The following is a 15,856-nucleotide window of genomic DNA, read 5'->3' on the forward strand; positions in this document are numbered from 1 at the left end:
CATGAGCACTGCCCCCCGTCTGACCGCCCTCGATGCCCTGCATCGTTCGCTGGGCGCGACCATGACCGACTTCGCCGGCTGGGACATGCCGCTGCGGTACGGCAGCGAGCGCGACGAGCACAACGCCGTCCGCACCAAGGCCGGTCTCTTCGACCTCTCCCACATGGGCGAGATCACCGTCACGGGCCCGCAGGCCGTGGAGCTCCTCGACCACGCCCTCGTCGGCAACATCTCGACCGTGGGCAACGGCCGCGCCCGCTACACGATGATCTGCCAGGAGGACGGCGGCATCCTCGACGACCTGATCGTCTACCGCCTCGGCGAGACGGAGTACATGGTCGTCGCCAACGCCTCCAACGCCCAGATCGTCCTGGACGCCCTGGTCGCCCGCGCTGCAGCTCACGGGGGTTTTGACGCCGAGGTGCGCGACGACCGTGACGCGTACGCGCTGATCGCGGTCCAGGGCCCGGAGTCCCCCGGCATCCTGAAGTCGCTCACCGACGCCGACCTGGACGGTCTGAAGTACTACGCCGGCCTGCCCGGCACGGTCGCGGGCGTCCCCGCGCTGATCGCCCGCACCGGCTACACCGGCGAGGACGGCTTCGAGCTGTTCCTGAAGCCCGAGCACGCCGAGGGCGTGTGGAAGGCGCTGACCGAGGCGGGCGAGGGCGTCGGCCTCATCCCCTGCGGCCTGTCCTGCCGTGACACGCTCCGCCTGGAGGCGGGCATGCCGCTGTACGGCCACGAGCTGACGACCGCCCTCACCCCCTTCGACGCCGGCCTCGGCCGGGTCGTGAAGTTCGAGAAGACCACCAACGAGGGCCGCTTCGTCGGCCGCGAGGCGCTGGAGAAGGCCGCCGAGCGCGCCGAGACCGCCCCGCCGCGCAAGCTCGTCGGTCTGGTCGCCGAGGGCCGCCGGGTCCCGCGCGCCGGCTTCGAGGTCGTCAAGGACGGCGTGGTCATCGGCGAGGTCACCTCCGGTGCGCCGTCCCCGACCCTCGGAAAGCCGATCGCGATGGCGTACGTCGACGCGGCCCACGCCACGCCCGGCACGCCGGGCGTCGGTGTGGACATCCGCGGCACCCACGAGCCCTACGAGGTCGTGGCGCTGCCGTTCTACAAGCGCCAGAAGTGACGAAGTCGTCTCACTCTGCGTCTCACCCCGCAAGACCCGCGTACATCAGCACCCCCTCGATCCAGGAGAATCACGTCATGAGCAACCCCCAGCAGCTGAGCTACACCAAGGAGCACGAGTGGCTGTCGGAGGCCGTCGACGGTGTCGCGACGGTCGGCATCACGGAGTTCGCGGCCAACGCGCTCGGTGACGTCGTGTACGCCCAGCTCCCGGCGGTCGGTGACACCGTCACCGAGGGCGAGACCTGTGGCGAACTGGAGTCGACCAAGTCCGTCAGCGACCTGTACTCCCCCGTCACCGGTGAGATCGTCGAGGCCAACCAGGACGTCGTGGACGACCCGTCCCTGGTGAACACCGCTCCGTTCGAGGGTGGCTGGCTGTTCAAGGTCCGGATCACCGAGGAGCCCAAGGCCCTGCTCTCCACCGACCAGTACACCGAGCTCACCGCCGGGAACTGAGACCCCCTAGGGATCGATTCATGTCGCTTCTGAACACTCCCCTCCACGAGCTGGACCCCGACGTCGCCGCCGCCGTCGACGCCGAGCTCCTCCGTCAGCAGTCCACCCTCGAGATGATCGCCTCGGAGAACTTCGCTCCGGTCGCGGTCATGGAGGCCCAGGGCTCCGTCCTCACCAACAAGTACGCCGAGGGCTACCCGGGCCGCCGCTACTACGGCGGCTGCGAGCACGTCGACGTGGCCGAGCAGATCGCGATCGACCGGATCAAGGACCTGTTCGGCGCCGAGTACGCCAACGTCCAGCCGCACTCCGGCGCCTCCGCGAACCAGGCCGCCCTCTTCGCGATCGCCCAGCCCGGCGACACGATCCTGGGTCTGGACCTGGCCCACGGCGGCCACCTCACCCACGGCATGCGCCTGAACTTCTCCGGCAAGCAGTTCAACGTGGTCGCGTACCACGTGGACGAGGCCGGTCTGGTCGACATGGCCGAGGTCGAGCGCCTCGCCAAGGAGCACCGCCCGAAGGTGATCATCGCGGGCTGGTCCGCCTACCCGCGCCAGCTGGACTTCGCCGAGTTCCGCCGGATCGCCGACGAGGTCGAGGCCTACCTGTGGGTCGACATGGCCCACTTCGCGGGCCTGGTCGCCGCCGGTCTGCACCCGAACCCGGTCGAGTACGCGGACGTGGTGACCTCCACCACGCACAAGACGCTCGGCGGCCCGCGCGGCGGCATCATCCTGGCGAAGAAGGAGTTCGCGAAGAAGCTGAACTCCTCGGTCTTCCCCGGTTTCCAGGGCGGCCCGCTGGAGCACGTGATCGCGGCCAAGGCCGTCTCCTTCAAGGTCGCGGCCTCGGAGGAGTTCAAGGAGCGCCAGCAGCGCACGCTGGACGGCGCCCGCGCGCTGGCCGAGCGCCTGGTCCAGGACGACGTCACCGCCCACGGTGTCTCCGTCCTGTCCGGCGGTACGGACGTGCACCTGGTCCTGGTGGACCTGCGCAACTCCGAGCTCGACGGCCAGCAGGCGGAGGACCGTCTCCACGAGGTCGGCATCACGGTCAACCGGAACGCCGTTCCGAACGACCCGCGCCCGCCGATGGTCACCTCCGGTCTGCGCATCGGCACGCCGGCGCTCGCGACCCGCGGCTTCCAGGCCGAGGACTTCGCCGAGGTCGCCGACGTCATCGCGGAGACCCTGAAGCCGGGCTTCGACGCCGACAAGGCCGCCGCCCTCAAGGCCCGGGTGACCGCGCTGGCGGACAAGCACCCGCTGTACCCCGGCCTGAAGTAATTTCGTACCCTTTTGTTAGTACGAAGCTCCGGGGCACCACGCACACTGGACAGTGAGCGTGGTGCCCCGCCCCCTTGCTCAGCCTTTCTGCTCCACCCCGGCAGACAACGGCGTCTAGCCCCCCACAAGGAGTCCTCCCGTGGCCATCTCGGTCTTCGACCTGTTCTCGATCGGCATCGGTCCGTCGAGCTCCCACACGGTGGGCCCCATGAGGGCTGCCCGGATGTTCGCCCGCCGTCTGAAGAACGAGGGCCTGCTCGCCCACACGGCGAAGATACGAGCGGAGCTGTACGGATCCCTCGGCGCCACCGGCCACGGCCACGGCACCCCGAAGGCCGTGCTCCTGGGCCTGGAGGGCAACTCGCCGCGCACGGTGAACGTCGAGACCGCCGACGACGAGTTCGAGCGGATCAAGGCGAGCGGGAAGATCAACCTGCTCGGCGCGCACGAGATCCCCTTCGACTTCGACGCCGACCTGATCCTGCACCGGCGCAAGGCCCTCCCGTACCACGCCAACGGCATGACGGTCTTCGCGTACGACGCCGAGGGCGGGCTCGTCCTGGAGAAGACGTACTACTCCGTCGGCGGCGGCTTCGTCGTGGACGAGGACGCGGTCGCCGGCGAGAACCCGATCATCCCGGACGACACCGTCCTGAAGTACCCCTTCCGCACCGGCGACGAGCTGCTCCGCCTCACCAAGGAGACCGGCCTCTCGATCTCCTCCCTGATGCTGGAGAACGAGAAGGCCTGGCGCACCGAGGAGGAGATCCGCACGGGTCTCCTGGAGATCTGGCGGGTCATGCAGGCCTGCGTCTCGCGCGGCATGTCCCGCGAGGGCATCCTGCCCGGCGGCCTGAAGGTCCGCCGCCGTGCCGCGACCTCGGCCCGCAAGCTGCGCTCCGAGGGCGACCCGGCCGCGCACGCGATGGAGTGGATCACGCTCTACGCGATGGCCGTGAACGAGGAGAACGCGGCGGGCGGCCGGGTGGTCACCGCCCCGACGAACGGCGCAGCGGGCATCATCCCGGCGGTCCTGCACTACTACATGAACTTCGTGCCGGGTGCCGACGACGACGGCATCGTCCGCTTCATGCTCGCCGCGGGCGCGGTCGGCATGCTGTTCAAGGAGAACGCCTCGATCTCCGGCGCCGAGGTCGGCTGCCAGGGCGAGGTCGGCTCGGCCTGCTCGATGGCGGCCGGCGCGCTCGCCGAGGTCCTCGGCGGCTCCCCGGAGCAGGTGGAGAACGCGGCCGAGATCGGCATGGAGCACAACCTGGGCCTGACCTGCGACCCGGTCGGCGGTCTGGTGCAGATCCCGTGCATCGAGCGGAACGGCATGGCGGCGGTCAAGGCCGTCACGGCGGCGAAGATGTCGATGCGCGGCGACGGCAGCCACCTGGTCTCCCTCGACAAGGTCATCAAGACCATGAAGGAGACGGGCGCCGACATGAGCGTCAAGTACAAGGAGACCGCGCGCGGCGGTCTCGCGGTGAACATCATCGAGTGCTGAACCGTTCACGCACACGGCCGGCCGGCCCCGGGATCCCCGGGGCCGGCCGTTCGCGTCAGGCGCGGACCCAGAGGACGATGATGTCCTGGCGGTCGGCGCTGAAGGGCTCGCAGGAGTAGATCGGGCCCCAGATCCGGTAGCCGGCCTTCCCCGCGGCCTGGCAGTCGGCGTACGAGCCGTAGGAGCTGTTCGCGTAGTAGGCGGGGCCAGGGCCGGCCTGCTCGCTCTCGCCGCCGCCGGAGCCGCCCAGCGGGGCCGCACGCCCCTCACGCCGCCGCCGGCAGGTCCGCGGGAAACGCCACCGGGCCCCTGGCGGGCGGCAACACGGGGTTGCTGCGCCCACCGGGGCCCGGTGGATGAGGCCTCGCCTCAGGCCCTGGCTCAGGCCTTGCTGTAGTGCGCCCAGAACTCGTCCCAGGACAGCACGCCGTCGCCGTTGTCGTCGCGCTGCTTGATGAGCGCCTCGGCGACCGACTCGGTGACGTTGAAGTCGCCCAGCTGCGCCATGACGTGCTTGTACTCGACGGCGGTGATGAAGCCGTCGCCGTCCACGTCGAACTTGTTGAATGCCGTGCGTGCCGAGTCGATGTCCGCCACTGCGTCCGCCCCTTCTTGGTGCTTGTCTGACGGGGGCCAGATTAGCTGGCCGCCTCCTGCCGGATGATGGGGGCATGAACGACGAGGTGGCACGGATCCTGGCGGCGGCGGCACACGGGGAGTTCCCGCCCCCGGACGGTTCGACGACGGTGGTGCCGCAGCCGGGCACCCGGGACGCGGGGGTGCTCGCCTTTACGGCGCACTCGGTGGTCTTCACGGACGCCGACCCGGAGTGGGTACGGGCCGCACTGGCGGCCACGCCGGGCGACCCGCTCGCGGCGACCATGAACCCGGCCTTCCTGCTCGCGCTGATGGCCCGCACCGGCCGGCACATGAACACGATCGACCTGCTCACGGTCGCCGATGCGCTGCCGGGCCCGCCGCCCCTCGAACTCCGCGAGATCGACGACCCGACGCACCCCCGGGTGGCGCGGGCGCTGAAGTTCCGCGACGAGGTCCGGGTGTGGGCGGCCGACGGCGGCGTCCTCGTCCTGGGCCGGGGCGTCGCGGGCCGCTGGGAGGCGGCGATCGAGGTGGACGAGGAGGTCCGCCACCGGGGCCTGGGGCGGGCCCTGGCGACGGCGGCCCGCCACCTCACCCCGGGCGAGGTGGTGTGGGCCCAGCAGGCGCCGGGCAACGCCCGTAGCGTCCGCGTCTTCCAGGCGGCGGGCTACCGCCCGGTGGCCTCGGAGGCGCTCCTGATCGCCGGCTGAGCCGCTACCGGAAGATGCCGGTGTGGCCGAGGGAGTAGCGGCCCGGCTGCGGGTAGACCGCGAGTCCGTGCGGGCCGCTGCCGACGGGGATGCGGGCGAGCTGCTTGCCGGTGGTGGTGTCGAGCGCGTAGACCTCGGAGTCGTAGCGTCCGGAGAGCCACAGGACCTTGCCGTCGGCGGAGACGCCGCCCATGTCGGGGGAGCCGCCGTCGGGGAGCTTCCACTTCTTGGTGAGCCTGTTCTGCTCGAAGTCGAAGACGGAGACGGTGCCCTCGCCGCGGTTGGAGACGTACATCTCGCGCGAGTCCCGGCTGATGTAGAGGCCGTGGCAGCCCTTGCCGGTGGGGAGCAGGGTGGGGGTGGTGAACTTCTCGCCGTCCAGGACCCACATGCCGTGGGCCATCATGTCGGCGATGTAGAAGGTCTTGCCGTCGGGTGAGATCTTCACGTCCTGCGGCATGGCGCCGTCGAAGGGCAGTTTCTGCTGGCCGATCACCTCCATCTTCTCGGTGTCGACCTTGAGGAGTTCGCCGGAGAACTCGCAGGAGACGACGAAGTAGCGCCCGTCGGCGGAGAAGTCGGCGTGGTTGACGCCGTAGCAGCTGACCGGGACGGACTTCTTCCGCTCCATGGTGTGCGGGTCGCGGAAGACGAGTTCGCGGTCGAGGGAGGCCATCACGATGGCGTACTTGCCGTTGGGCGTGAAGTAGAGGTTGTACGGGTCGTGGACCTCGACGGGCTTGCCGGCGACGCCGGTTGCGGGGTCGATGGGGGTGAGGGTGTGGCCCCGGTTGTTGTTGACCCAGAGGGTCTTCAGGTCCCAGGAGGGGACGACGTGCTGGGGCTGGATGCCGACCGGGATGGTCTCGACGACCTGGTAGGTGGTGGGGTCGATGACGGAGACGGTGTTGGAGTTGGTGTTGGGGACGTAGACCCGGGAGGGGAAGTTCCGTACCACCGGGGAGAGCCGGTTGGGCCGGTCGGCGGCGTAGACGTCGTGCGCGTCGAGCAGGGGCGGCATGCCGGGGAGTCCGCTGGGGGCGGCGGCCGGCTTGGGTACGGCGGGGGCGGCGGCCTTCTTCACGGGGGCGGCGCCCTCGGGGTGGTTCGCGCTGCCGCAGCCGGCGAGGCCGGCGAGGAGGGCGGCGGCGAGGAGGACCCTGGTCCGTGTCGAGAGGGGTCTCGTCGTGAGGTGTGCCATCAGCTCAGCAGCTCCGTGGTGGTGACCGCGCTCAGGCCGCGGCGGTCGAGGTCGGCGAGGAGGACGGGCAGCGCGGCGGCGGTGTCCGGGTAGCCGAAGTGCAGGCTGACGACGGATCCGGCGCGGACGGCCCCGGTGACGTTGCGGACGACGGCCGCGGCGCCGGGCGAGGTGAAGTCGAGGGAGTCGACCTCGTACGAGAGGACGTGCGGGTATCCGGCGCGCCGGGCGGCGCGCAGGACGGCGGGGGCGGCGTTCCGGGTGCGGGAGGGGCGGAACCAGGTGCCGACGGAGCCGGTGAGCCGGCGCAGCCGTCCGGCGCAGGCCTCGATCTCGGCGAGGGCCTGGGCCTCGGTCATGGCGTTGATGTCGATGTGGCGCTGGGTGTGGTTGCCGAGGTCGTGGCCGCCGTCGAGGATGCGGCGGGCCAGGTCGGGGTGTTCGTCGAGCCAGCTGCCGACGGCGAGGACGGTGACGCGGGCGCCGGCCTGCTCGGCCTGGGTGAGGAGCTGCCGGGCGAGGGCGGGCTCGCCCTGGCCGTGGAAGGTGAGGGCGACGCGGGGGCGGTCGCGGGGGCCGTGGGCGATCTCGTCCGGCTGTCCGGGGAAGCGGCGGGGGGCCGGGGCGGCGACGGGCGCGGGGGCGGGGCGACGCGCGGCAGCGGGGGCGGGGCGGGGTTCCGTGCCGCAGGCGGTGGCGAGGGCTCCCGCGAGGGCGGCGGCCGCGCCTGTCCGGAGGGCTCCTCGGCGGTCGGTCGGCTTCACGCGACCATTCAAGAGGACTTTCGCCCGATTGGTCACGATTAGGCCAATTCAGGACGTTTGCGGAGGCATGCCGAGCGTCCAGCATGCGGACGACCCCGGGAAACAACCAATGAACCGCATAGCCATTCACTGTTTACAAGGTGAGTGCCGCATGTCACCAACGATTCACTATCGAACTGTCCGCTTTTGCCCCCTCTTGCCCCACTAGGGACTTTTGGCGGCAAGGCCCCCCGTCTGCCATAGTCGGAGACACGACCCCCATTGACCCGGGCCAGGTCGACATAGCGGCGCCGTGGATACACCCCCCCGTCCACGGCGCACCACACGGAAGCCCCCACGCACCCCACCACGGCGCACGGGGGCTTCCGTGCGTCCGGGATCGAACCATCGGACCGTCAGGGCCGGTCCGCGACCCTCATCTCGAACCAGGTCGTCTTGCCGCGCGGCGCCAGGTCCACGCCCCAGCGGTCGGCGAGCTTGTCGACGAGGAAGAGCCCACGGCCGCTGATGTCGAGCTCGTGCACCGGCATCAGACACGGCAGTCCGCGCGAGGGATCACGCACCTCGATCCGGATCCAGCCGCGCCGCCGCTGTAACCGCAGCGCGAAGACCCGGGCCCCGGTGTGCCGGACGGCGTTCCCGACGAGCTCCGAGACGAGCAGCACCGCGTGCTCGGCGATCGTCGGACCGAGCGCCCACTGGCGCAGCACGACATGCTGGGTGAGCCTGCGGGCCACCCACGCGGACTCGGGGCGGGACGGCAGCCGGACATCCTCCTCGGCCGGATTGCCGTACAACTCCACTGCCTCGGCGGCCTGTTCGTCGTCCGCGGCCGGTGACCACCGCGGTGCGGCGGCGCTCGCGCGCTGCCACGGTTGTTCCCTACCCTCCAGGCCCGCCATGCCCCCCATCATGGCCGTACGGAGCGCTCCGCGGGGGCCGTTCCGACGGAATCGGCCCCCACCCGTGAAGGATCGTCAGGCGAACTTCGCCTTACCGGGGCCCTCCTCGACGAAGGAGCGCATCCCGGTCTCGCGGTCCTCGGTCGCGAACAGGCCCGCGAACCAGTTCCGCTCGATGGCGAGACCGGTGTCGATGTCGGCCTCCAGACCCTGGTCGATCGCCTCCTTCGCGGCCCGCAGGGCGACGGCCGGGCCCTGCGCCAGCTTCGCGGCCCAGGCGTGCGCCTGCTCGTACACCTCGGCGGCCGGGACGACCCGGTCGACCAGACCGAGCGTCAGGGCCTCGTCGGCCTTCACCATCCGGCCGGTGAAGATGAGGTCCTTGGCCTTGGAGGGGCCGACGAGCCGCGACAGGCGCTGCGTCCCGCCCGCGCCGGGGATCAGGCCGAGCAGGATCTCCGGCTGGCCCAGCTTCGCGTTGTCGGCGGCGATCCGGTAGTCGGCGCAGAGCGCGAGCTCGCAGCCGCCGCCCAGGGCGTAACCGGTGATGGCGGCGACGACCGGCTTGGGGATGCGGGCGACGGCGGTGAAGGAGTCCTGGAGGGCGCGCGACCGCTTGACCATGGCCACGTGGTCCATGACCTGCATCTCCTTGATGTCCGCGCCGGCCGCGAACACCTTCTCGCCGCCGTAGAGGACCACGGACCGCACGTCGTCGCGGTCGGTCGCCTCCTGGGCCAGCTCGCGCAGCCGGTCCTGGGTGGCGATGTCCAGGGCGTTCATCGGGGGGCGGTCGAGGCGGATCGTGCCGACGCCTTCGGCGACTTCGAGGTTCACAGTCATGGGGAAAGGTTAGTGGCCGTTAACGCGAAGGGGCCCGGTGCTGTTGCTCACAGCACCGGGCCCCTGCTCAGTCGCGTACGACTAGGCGATCCACTCCGACCAGTCCATGTTCCAGCCGTTCAGGCCGTTCTCCGGGGTGATCTGCTTGTCCTTGGAGTTCTTCACGATCACGACGTCGCCGATGATCGAGCTGTCGTAGAACCAGGCCGCCGGCATCGAGCTGTCGCCCGCGCCCCGCTGGTCCTGCAGACCGACGCAGCCGTGGCTGACGTTCGACGAGCCGAAGGTGGAGGACGGCGCCCAGTAGTTGCCGTGGACGAAGGTGCCCGAGTTCGACAGACGCATCGCGTGCGGCACGTCCTTGATGTCGTACTCGCCACCGAAGCCGACCGTGGCCCCGTTCATGCGGGTCACCTTGAACTTCTCACTGATGACCATCTGACCGTTGTACGTGGTCGTGGACGGCGCGCCCGCGGTGATCGGCAGCGTCTTGATGATCGCGCCGTCCCGCTCGACCTTCATCGTCTTGGCGCTCGCGTCGACGGTGGAGACCTGACGGCGGCCGATGGTGAAGGAGATCGACTTCTTCTGCTTGCCGTAGACGCCCGGGCGGCCCTCGACGCCGTCCAGGTTCAGCGCGACCGTGACCTTGGTGCCGGCGGCCCAGTAGTCCTTGGGGCGGAAGTCGAGCCGGTCGTTGCCGAACCAGTGGCCCTCGATCTCGACGGCCGGCACGGCCGTCACCTTGATGGCCTTCTCGACGGCCTCGGGGTTGGTGATGCCCCGGGTGAAGTTGATGGAGACCGGCATGCCGACGCCGACGGTCGAACCGTCCTCCGGCGTGTAGTGGCCGATGAAGGTGTTCTTCGGGACCAGGGTGGTGAAGGTGGTGTCCTTCGCCGACTCGCGGCCGTCGGCGTCCTTCGCGATCGCGTGGACCTTGTACTGGGTGGCCGCGGCCAGGTGCGCGGTCGGCGACCAGCTGGAGCCGTCGGTGGCGATCTTGCCCTCGACCTCGGTGCCCTTGGAGTCGGCGACCGTGACCGTGGTCAGCTTGCCCTGCGTCGCGGTGACCTTGAGGGCCCCGCTGGTGGCGACCGAGTCGGCGCCGTCCTTCGGAAGGATCGTCACGACCGCCTGGGAGGCCGCGTTGTCCTGCTTGCCGCCGCCCTGGGCGGCCGGTCCCTGTCCTCCCGCACCGCCGCCGGTGGCGGTCTCACCACCGCCGCAGGCGGTCAGGACCAGGAGCAGCGCCCCCGCCGCCAGGGCCTGGAGCCTGACGCCCCCGCGCCGGCGTCCCCGCGCCCCTACCGATGCCCCCGATATCGGCTGACCGTTCACTGTGGTCGTCTCCCCTCACACGGCCTGGCACTGCCACGGCCCCACCCCCGGTGCGCATCCACTCGCGCACACAGCGCTAGATAATCACACCGCAGGACACGAAAGTTCCTCGCGAATGTCACCGTTCAGTCCCAGTCGGCGTGGTACGGGGGATCGGCGGTCACGACAGCGCCGAACCGGCCTTCCACTCGCCCCACTCCAGGTTCCATCCCCCGAGACCGTTGTCGGGGGCGACCTCCTTGTCCCGCGAGTTCACCACCTCCACCACGTCCCCGATGAGCGTCCGGTCGAAGAACCAGCCCGCGGGCGAGTCCGCGCTGCCGCCCTTCTCGTCCCGGAGGCCGACACAGCCGTGACTGACGTTGGCAGAGCCGAAGGTGGAGGGAGCGGCCCAGTAGTTGCCGTGCAGGAAGGTCCCCGAGTCGGTGAGACGCATGGCGTGCGGCACGTCCTTGATGTCGTACTCGCCGCCGAAGCCGACCGTCCTGCCGTCCATCCGGGTCACGTCGTACAGCTCGGTGACGACCATCTTCCCGTTGTACGTGGTGGTCTTCGGCGCGCCCGCGGTGACCGGCACGGTGGCGAGGACCTCGCCGTTCCGCCGCACCTCCATGGTGTGCTCCGCCGCGTCGACCAGGGAGACCTGGGAGCGGCCCACGGTGAAGCCGACCGTCTTGCGCTGGATGCCGTACACCCCGGGCGCACCCTCGACGTCCCGCAGCCCCAGCTCGACGGTGACCTTCGTCCCCGGCCGCCAGTACGCGGCGGGCCGGAAGTCCAGCCGCTCCTTGCCGAACCAGTGGCCGACGACCTCCACCGGCGGGTCCGAGGTGACCCGGATGGCCCGCTCGACCTCGGCCCGGTTCTCGATCGGCCTGTTGAAGCCGAAGGAGACGATCATGCCGGTGCCGACCGTCGAACGGTTCTCCGGCTTGAAGTAGCCGATGAAACGGGACTCGGGGACCACGGTGGTGAAGGTGGTGTGCCGGGCCGAGCGCCGCCCGTGCCCGTCGAGCGCGACCGCGTCCACGCTGTACTTGGCGGCCAGCGCGAGCCGGGTGTCCGGCCGGGGCCGCCAGCGCAGCCCGTCCGCCGAGATCTCCCCGGCGACCGCGGCCCGCCGGCCGTCCTCGACCTGGACGACCGTCACCCGTTCGAGCCGCCCGCTGTCCACCTTCACCTCCACGGGCCCGTCGGCCGGCACCGCCCGGCTGCCGTCCTCCGGACTCACCCGGATGACATCGCCCGGAGCCCGCGCCTTGCCCGGCAGGCTGATGTCGATGCCGCCCCCGCCGTCCGCTCCGGTGCAGCCCGCAAGCCCCGCCATCAGTCCCGCCACCACGAGGGCGTGCCTCGCCCGCTTCCATACGAATGTCACGCCCGGCCCAACGACGGCCACCCTCCAGGGGAAACGTGCGTGCGGGTCATGTTGGGAGCACGGCCGTGCGGGCAGAACAGGGGGAGAACCACGCGCGGGAGCGGCGGCCGGGACGCCGCCGCTCCCCCGGGTGCGGGCCCGACGAGCCGCGGGAGGCCGGGACGGTGTCGAGCGCAGCCGAGCAGGAGGCGGTGTCCGAGCATGCCCCGGAGCGGGCCGTGCCGCCGGTGTGGCCAGGGGCACCGACCCCCCTGGGAGCCCGCTGCCGGGTCGGCCCCGACGGGGCGACGGGCACCAACTTCGCCCTGTGGGCGGGCGGGGCGGAGGCGGTGGAGCTGTGCCTCTTCGACGCCGACGGGACCGAGACCCGGCTCCCGCTGACCGAGCTGACCCACGAGATCTGGCACGGCTTCGTGCCGGGCGTGGGCCCCGGACAGCGGTACGGCTACCGGGTGCACGGCCGCTGGGACCCGTGGACGGGCGCCCGCTGGAACCCGGCGAAGCTGCTCCTCGACCCGTACGCGCGAGCGGTCGACGGCGACTTCGCGCTCCCCGCCGAGGTGTACGGGCACGTCCGGGACTGGCCGCAGCAGCACGTGGCCGACACCGTCCGCGACGAGCGGGACTCCGCCCCGTACGTCCCGAAGGGCGTCGTCGTCCATGACGACGACGACTGGTCCGACGACCGCAGGCCCAAGACGCCCTGGCAGGACTCGGTCATCTACGAACTGCACGTCAAGGGCTTCACGAAACAGCACCCCGGCATCCCGGAGCACCTGCGGGGCACGTACGCCGGCCTCGCGCACCCGGCCGCGATCGACCACCTGGTCCGCCTGGGCGTGACGGCGGTCGAACTGCTCCCGGTGCACCAGTTCGCCCACGAGGACCACCTCCTGCGGCGCGGCCTGCGCAACTACTGGGGCTACAACTCCGTCGGCTACTTCGCCCCGCACGCCGGCTACTCCTCCTCGGGGACGGCCGGGCAGCAGGTCGGCGAGTTCAAGCGGATGGTGCGGGCGCTGCACGCGGCGGGGATCGAGGTCATCCTCGACGTCGTCTACAACCACACGGCGGAGGCGGGCGAACTGGGCCCCACCCTCTCCCTCAAGGGCATCGACAACCGCGGCTACTACCGGCTCCAGTCCGACGCCCGCAGGTACACCGACTACACGGGCTGCGGCAACACCCTGCACGTCGTCCAGCCGCAGGTCCTGCGCCTCATCACCGACTCCCTGCGCTACTGGGTCACGGAGATGGGCGTCGACGGCTTCCGCTTCGACCTGGCGGCGGCGCTGGCCCGCTCGATGCACGACGTCGACATGCTGTCCCCCTTCCTGGCGGTGATCGCCCAGGACCCGGTCCTGCGCCGGGTCAAGCTCATCGCCGAGCCCTGGGACGTGGGCAACGGCGGCTACCAGGTCGGCGCCTTCCCGCCCCTCTGGACCGAGTGGAACGACCGCTACCGGGACGCCGTACGGGACTTCTGGCGCGGGGCGCTGCCCGACGTACGGGACCTCGGCTACCGGCTCTCCGGCTCCAGCGACCTGTACGCCTGGGGCGGGCGGCGGCCGTACGCGTCGGTCAACTTCGTCACGGCACACGACGGCTTCACGCTGCGCGACCTGGTGACGTACGAACGCAAGCACAACGAGGCGAACGGAGAGGGCAACCGGGACGGCACCCACGACAACCGCTCGTGGAACTGCGGAACAGAAGGGGAGACGGACGACCGCTCGATCAACGCCCTGCGCCTGCGGCAACAACGCAACCTGCTCACCACCCTCCTCCTCTCCACCGGGGTCCCGATGCTGGTCGCCGGCGACGAGATGGGCCGCACCCAGGGCGGCAACAACAACGCGTACTGCCAGGACAACGAGCTCGGCTGGCTGGACTGGACGCTCCCGGAGGACCCGGGCCGGGAGGGCCTCCTCACCCTCACGCGCCGGCTCCTCGCCCTGCGCCACCGTCACCCGGTCCTCCGCCGCCGGGCCTTCTTCTCGGGCCGGCCGCAGGGCGCGGACGGGCTGCGGGACCTGGCCTGGTTCACCGCCGAGGGCACCGAGATGACGGAACGGGACTGGTACGCGCCGACGGCGACGCTCGGGCTCTTCCTGTCGGGCCGCGACATCCCCGGCCGGGACGCGCGGGGCGAGCAGATCACCGACGACAGCTTCCTCGCCGTCCTCCACGCCGGACCCCGCCCCCTGGAGTTCCGGCTGCCGGGCCCGCCGTGGGCGGCGACGTACGAACTGGTCGTGGACACGGCCGCGGAGGACCAGTCGACGGCCCCGGGCACGGTGCACCCGGGCGGCGGGACGATCGACGTCGCCGCCCGCTCGATGATCCTGCTCCGGGTGCGAGGGTGAGGGGGCGGGTCAGCGGAGGGTGACGTAGCAGGCGTAGTCGCCGCTGACGGTGGAGTCGGGACCGGTGTACTGGTAGCTGATGCTCGTACCGCCGTAGACCGTGTACGAGCCCGCGGGCCGGGCTCCCGAGGTCCACGCGGCGGGCGCCGAGCGGAACAGGGCACGGCACTTCTTCCCGGCCGCCGCCTCCCCCGCGCCCTGCGGGTCGCCCTGGACCGTCTTCTCGATCCTTGCGTGCCCGAAGAGGCGCAGGTCCGCGTCCTTGCCGCAGGGGACCGGCAGGACCCGGACCAGGGACCCGAGGCCGGTGTCCGTGGAGGCGCAGGCGCCGGGCTTCAGCTTCTCCAGGGTGGTGGTGGCCTGTTCGGCGTCCTGGGACCGCGCGCCGGCGGGCACGGGCGGCACCGTCGCCTTCCCGTGGTCGGCCAGGACGTACTGCGTGCGCAGCGAGGTGACTCCGACGAGGACGCCCTGGGCGTGCAGGACGCCGAGCGCCGGCCGGAAGTCGACCTCGGCCCGGACCAGGCGGCCGTCCTTGTCCAGGACCACGGTCAGCGGAACCTTGTCGGCGGCGCCGTGGTGCAGGTGGAACCCGATCTCCGGAGGCAGGGCCTCGGCCGCGGTCTCGGCGTAGATCCGCAGCTCGTAGCGGCGGCCGCCGTCGGCGGTCCTCGCGGGGTTCCGCTCCGGGTCCGCGTGGCGTACCACCTCGGCCAGGGTGTGACCCCAGGGGGCGGTCTCGCCCGCGTACTCCAGGAAACCGTCGACGTCGTCGACGAACTCCTTGGAGGCGGAGGCCGAGTAGCGGAGCCAGGTGCCGCGCGAGGTCCGGTAGCTGATGTCGTTCTCGTCGACGGCGTACTGCTCGCGCGCGGTGACGCCCGGGGCGCGGCCGAGGTCCTCGGTCGCCGCCTTCTCCGGGAAGCGGCGCGGGATGTCGACGGTCCGCTCGACACGGGCGGTGTCCTTCGCGTAGTCGAGGACTCCGGTGGTCCGCTCGACGGCGCTGCCCCGGGCCGAGCCGTAGGTGACGGTGGCGGTGAAGCGGGCCGAGCCGCTCGCGGTCGTCGCCCGGGACGCGGCGTTCAGCTGGTCCGTAAGCCGCTCCTCGAAGACGGGCCTGCCGGTCGGCGAGGCGGCCGTGGCGGCCGGTTCCTCCGCCGGGGCGGCCGTCTGGCAGCCGACGGCCGCGAGCAGCAGCGGCAGCGTGACGGCCGCCGTACGGAATCTTCTGGAGTGCCTCATGGTCGTTCTTCCCGCCCCTGGTGGATCTTCGGTGCGGGGATCCTACGGAGGGGTTCCCTCCGGTCAGCGGGCGGGCCGACGCCCCAGCGGGAAAACCGGATGAGACGTGTCAGT

Annotated in this window: 15 protein-coding genes; 6 read left to right on the forward strand and 9 right to left on the reverse strand. The window is 71.3% G+C overall.

What is annotated here, in order from left to right:
* The first annotated feature begins 1 nt into the window (after position 1).
* From gcvT to AC07AW_RS01230, 4 genes are all read left to right on the forward strand, one after another.
* On the forward strand, positions 2–1,135 hold the full coding sequence (gene gcvT, locus AC07AW_RS01215; protein ID WP_478813455.1) for a glycine cleavage system aminomethyltransferase GcvT: 1,134 nt from the start codon (positions 2–4) through the stop codon (positions 1,133–1,135).
* Between the two features lie 77 nt (positions 1,136–1,212).
* Positions 1,213–1,593 (forward strand): glycine cleavage system protein GcvH, encoded by a 381-nt coding sequence (gcvH, locus tag AC07AW_RS01220; protein ID WP_478813456.1) that lies wholly within the window; start codon positions 1,213–1,215, stop codon positions 1,591–1,593.
* A gap of 20 nt (positions 1,594–1,613) precedes the next feature.
* Positions 1,614–2,882, forward strand: coding sequence for a serine hydroxymethyltransferase (gene glyA / locus AC07AW_RS01225; protein WP_086826357.1), 1,269 nt, complete (start codon positions 1,614–1,616; stop codon positions 2,880–2,882).
* Positions 2,883–3,021: 139 nt separating this feature from the next.
* A complete protein-coding gene (locus AC07AW_RS01230) occupies positions 3,022–4,392 on the forward strand; it encodes an L-serine ammonia-lyase (RefSeq protein WP_478813457.1) in 1,371 nt (456 codons plus the stop codon).
* A 55-nt stretch (positions 4,393–4,447) separates the two neighbouring features.
* On the opposite strand, the gene AC07AW_RS01235 is transcribed toward AC07AW_RS01230, so the two are convergent.
* Positions 4,448–4,735 (reverse strand): hypothetical protein, encoded by a 288-nt coding sequence (locus AC07AW_RS01235; protein ID WP_478813458.1) that lies wholly within the window; start codon positions 4,733–4,735, stop codon positions 4,448–4,450.
* Between the two features lie 38 nt (positions 4,736–4,773).
* Positions 4,774–4,989: an EF-hand domain-containing protein gene (locus tag AC07AW_RS01240; protein ID WP_478813459.1), complete on the reverse strand. Its 216-nt coding sequence runs from the start codon at positions 4,987–4,989 to the stop codon at positions 4,774–4,776.
* A 74-nt stretch (positions 4,990–5,063) separates the two neighbouring features.
* Here AC07AW_RS01240 and AC07AW_RS01245 point away from each other — a divergent pair, with 74 nt between their 5' ends.
* Entirely contained in the window at positions 5,064–5,702 is a 639-nt protein-coding gene (locus AC07AW_RS01245; RefSeq protein WP_478813460.1) for a GNAT family N-acetyltransferase, read from the forward strand.
* 4 nt (positions 5,703–5,706) lie between these two features.
* On the opposite strand, the gene AC07AW_RS01250 is transcribed toward AC07AW_RS01245, so the two are convergent.
* From AC07AW_RS01250 to AC07AW_RS01275, 6 genes are all read right to left on the reverse strand, one after another.
* Positions 5,707–6,903 (reverse strand): YVTN family beta-propeller repeat protein, encoded by a 1,197-nt coding sequence (locus tag AC07AW_RS01250; RefSeq protein ID WP_478813461.1) that lies wholly within the window; start codon positions 6,901–6,903, stop codon positions 5,707–5,709.
* Complete coding sequence (locus AC07AW_RS01255) at positions 6,903–7,667, reverse strand: polysaccharide deacetylase family protein (RefSeq protein WP_478813462.1); 765 nt, start codon at positions 7,665–7,667, stop codon at positions 6,903–6,905. The genes AC07AW_RS01250 and AC07AW_RS01255 overlap by 1 nt, the downstream gene beginning before the upstream one ends.
* Before the next feature lie 395 nt (positions 7,668–8,062).
* Entirely contained in the window at positions 8,063–8,569 is a 507-nt protein-coding gene (locus AC07AW_RS01260; RefSeq protein ID WP_478813463.1) for an ATP-binding protein, read from the reverse strand.
* Between the two features lie 75 nt (positions 8,570–8,644).
* Positions 8,645–9,412, reverse strand: coding sequence for an enoyl-CoA hydratase/isomerase family protein (locus tag AC07AW_RS01265; RefSeq protein WP_478813464.1), 768 nt, complete (start codon positions 9,410–9,412; stop codon positions 8,645–8,647).
* An 81-nt stretch (positions 9,413–9,493) separates the two neighbouring features.
* The gene (locus AC07AW_RS01270) at positions 9,494–10,753 is read right to left on the reverse strand and encodes a L,D-transpeptidase (RefSeq protein ID WP_478813465.1); all 1,260 of its coding nucleotides are present in this window, start codon (positions 10,751–10,753) and stop codon (positions 9,494–9,496) included.
* 160 nt (positions 10,754–10,913) lie between these two features.
* Positions 10,914–12,080, reverse strand: a complete 1,167-nt coding sequence (locus AC07AW_RS01275; protein WP_478814364.1) for a L,D-transpeptidase — start codon at positions 12,078–12,080, stop codon at positions 10,914–10,916.
* 215 nt (positions 12,081–12,295) lie between these two features.
* Between AC07AW_RS01275 and glgX the strand changes: the two genes are divergently transcribed.
* Positions 12,296–14,497 carry a glycogen debranching protein GlgX gene (gene glgX, locus AC07AW_RS01280; RefSeq protein ID WP_478813466.1) on the forward strand — a complete coding sequence of 734 codons (2,202 nt, stop codon included), beginning with the start codon at positions 12,296–12,298 and terminating at the stop codon, positions 14,495–14,497.
* A 9-nt stretch (positions 14,498–14,506) separates the two neighbouring features.
* Here glgX and AC07AW_RS01285 read toward each other — a convergent pair whose 3' ends face one another.
* Complete coding sequence (locus AC07AW_RS01285) at positions 14,507–15,742, reverse strand: hypothetical protein (protein WP_478813467.1); 1,236 nt, start codon at positions 15,740–15,742, stop codon at positions 14,507–14,509.
* Between the last annotated feature and the right edge of the window lie 114 nt (positions 15,743–15,856).

The sequence above is a fragment of the Streptomyces sp. NPDC044003 genome (assembly GCF_056435185.1).

Excerpts from the sequence above, each read along its gene's own strand:
- gcvT (WP_478813455.1), top strand. The coding sequence starts at position 2 with ATGAGCACTGCCCCCCGTCTGACCGCCCTCGATGCCCTGCATCGTTCG.
- gcvH (WP_478813456.1), top strand. The coding sequence starts at position 1,213 with ATGAGCAACCCCCAGCAGCTGAGCTACACCAAGGAGCACGAGTGGCTG.
- glyA (WP_086826357.1), top strand. The coding sequence starts at position 1,614 with ATGTCGCTTCTGAACACTCCCCTCCACGAGCTGGACCCCGACGTCGCC.
- AC07AW_RS01245 (WP_478813460.1), top strand. The coding sequence starts at position 5,064 with ATGAACGACGAGGTGGCACGGATCCTGGCGGCGGCGGCACACGGGGAG.
- AC07AW_RS01250 (WP_478813461.1), bottom strand. The coding sequence starts at position 6,903 with ATGGCACACCTCACGACGAGACCCCTCTCGACACGGACCAGGGTCCTC.
- AC07AW_RS01260 (WP_478813463.1), bottom strand. The coding sequence starts at position 8,569 with ATGGCGGGCCTGGAGGGTAGGGAACAACCGTGGCAGCGCGCGAGCGCC.
- AC07AW_RS01265 (WP_478813464.1), bottom strand. The coding sequence starts at position 9,412 with ATGACTGTGAACCTCGAAGTCGCCGAAGGCGTCGGCACGATCCGCCTC.
- AC07AW_RS01275 (WP_478814364.1), bottom strand. The coding sequence starts at position 12,080 with ATGGCGGGGCTTGCGGGCTGCACCGGAGCGGACGGCGGGGGCGGCATC.
- AC07AW_RS01285 (WP_478813467.1), bottom strand. The coding sequence starts at position 15,742 with ATGAGGCACTCCAGAAGATTCCGTACGGCGGCCGTCACGCTGCCGCTG.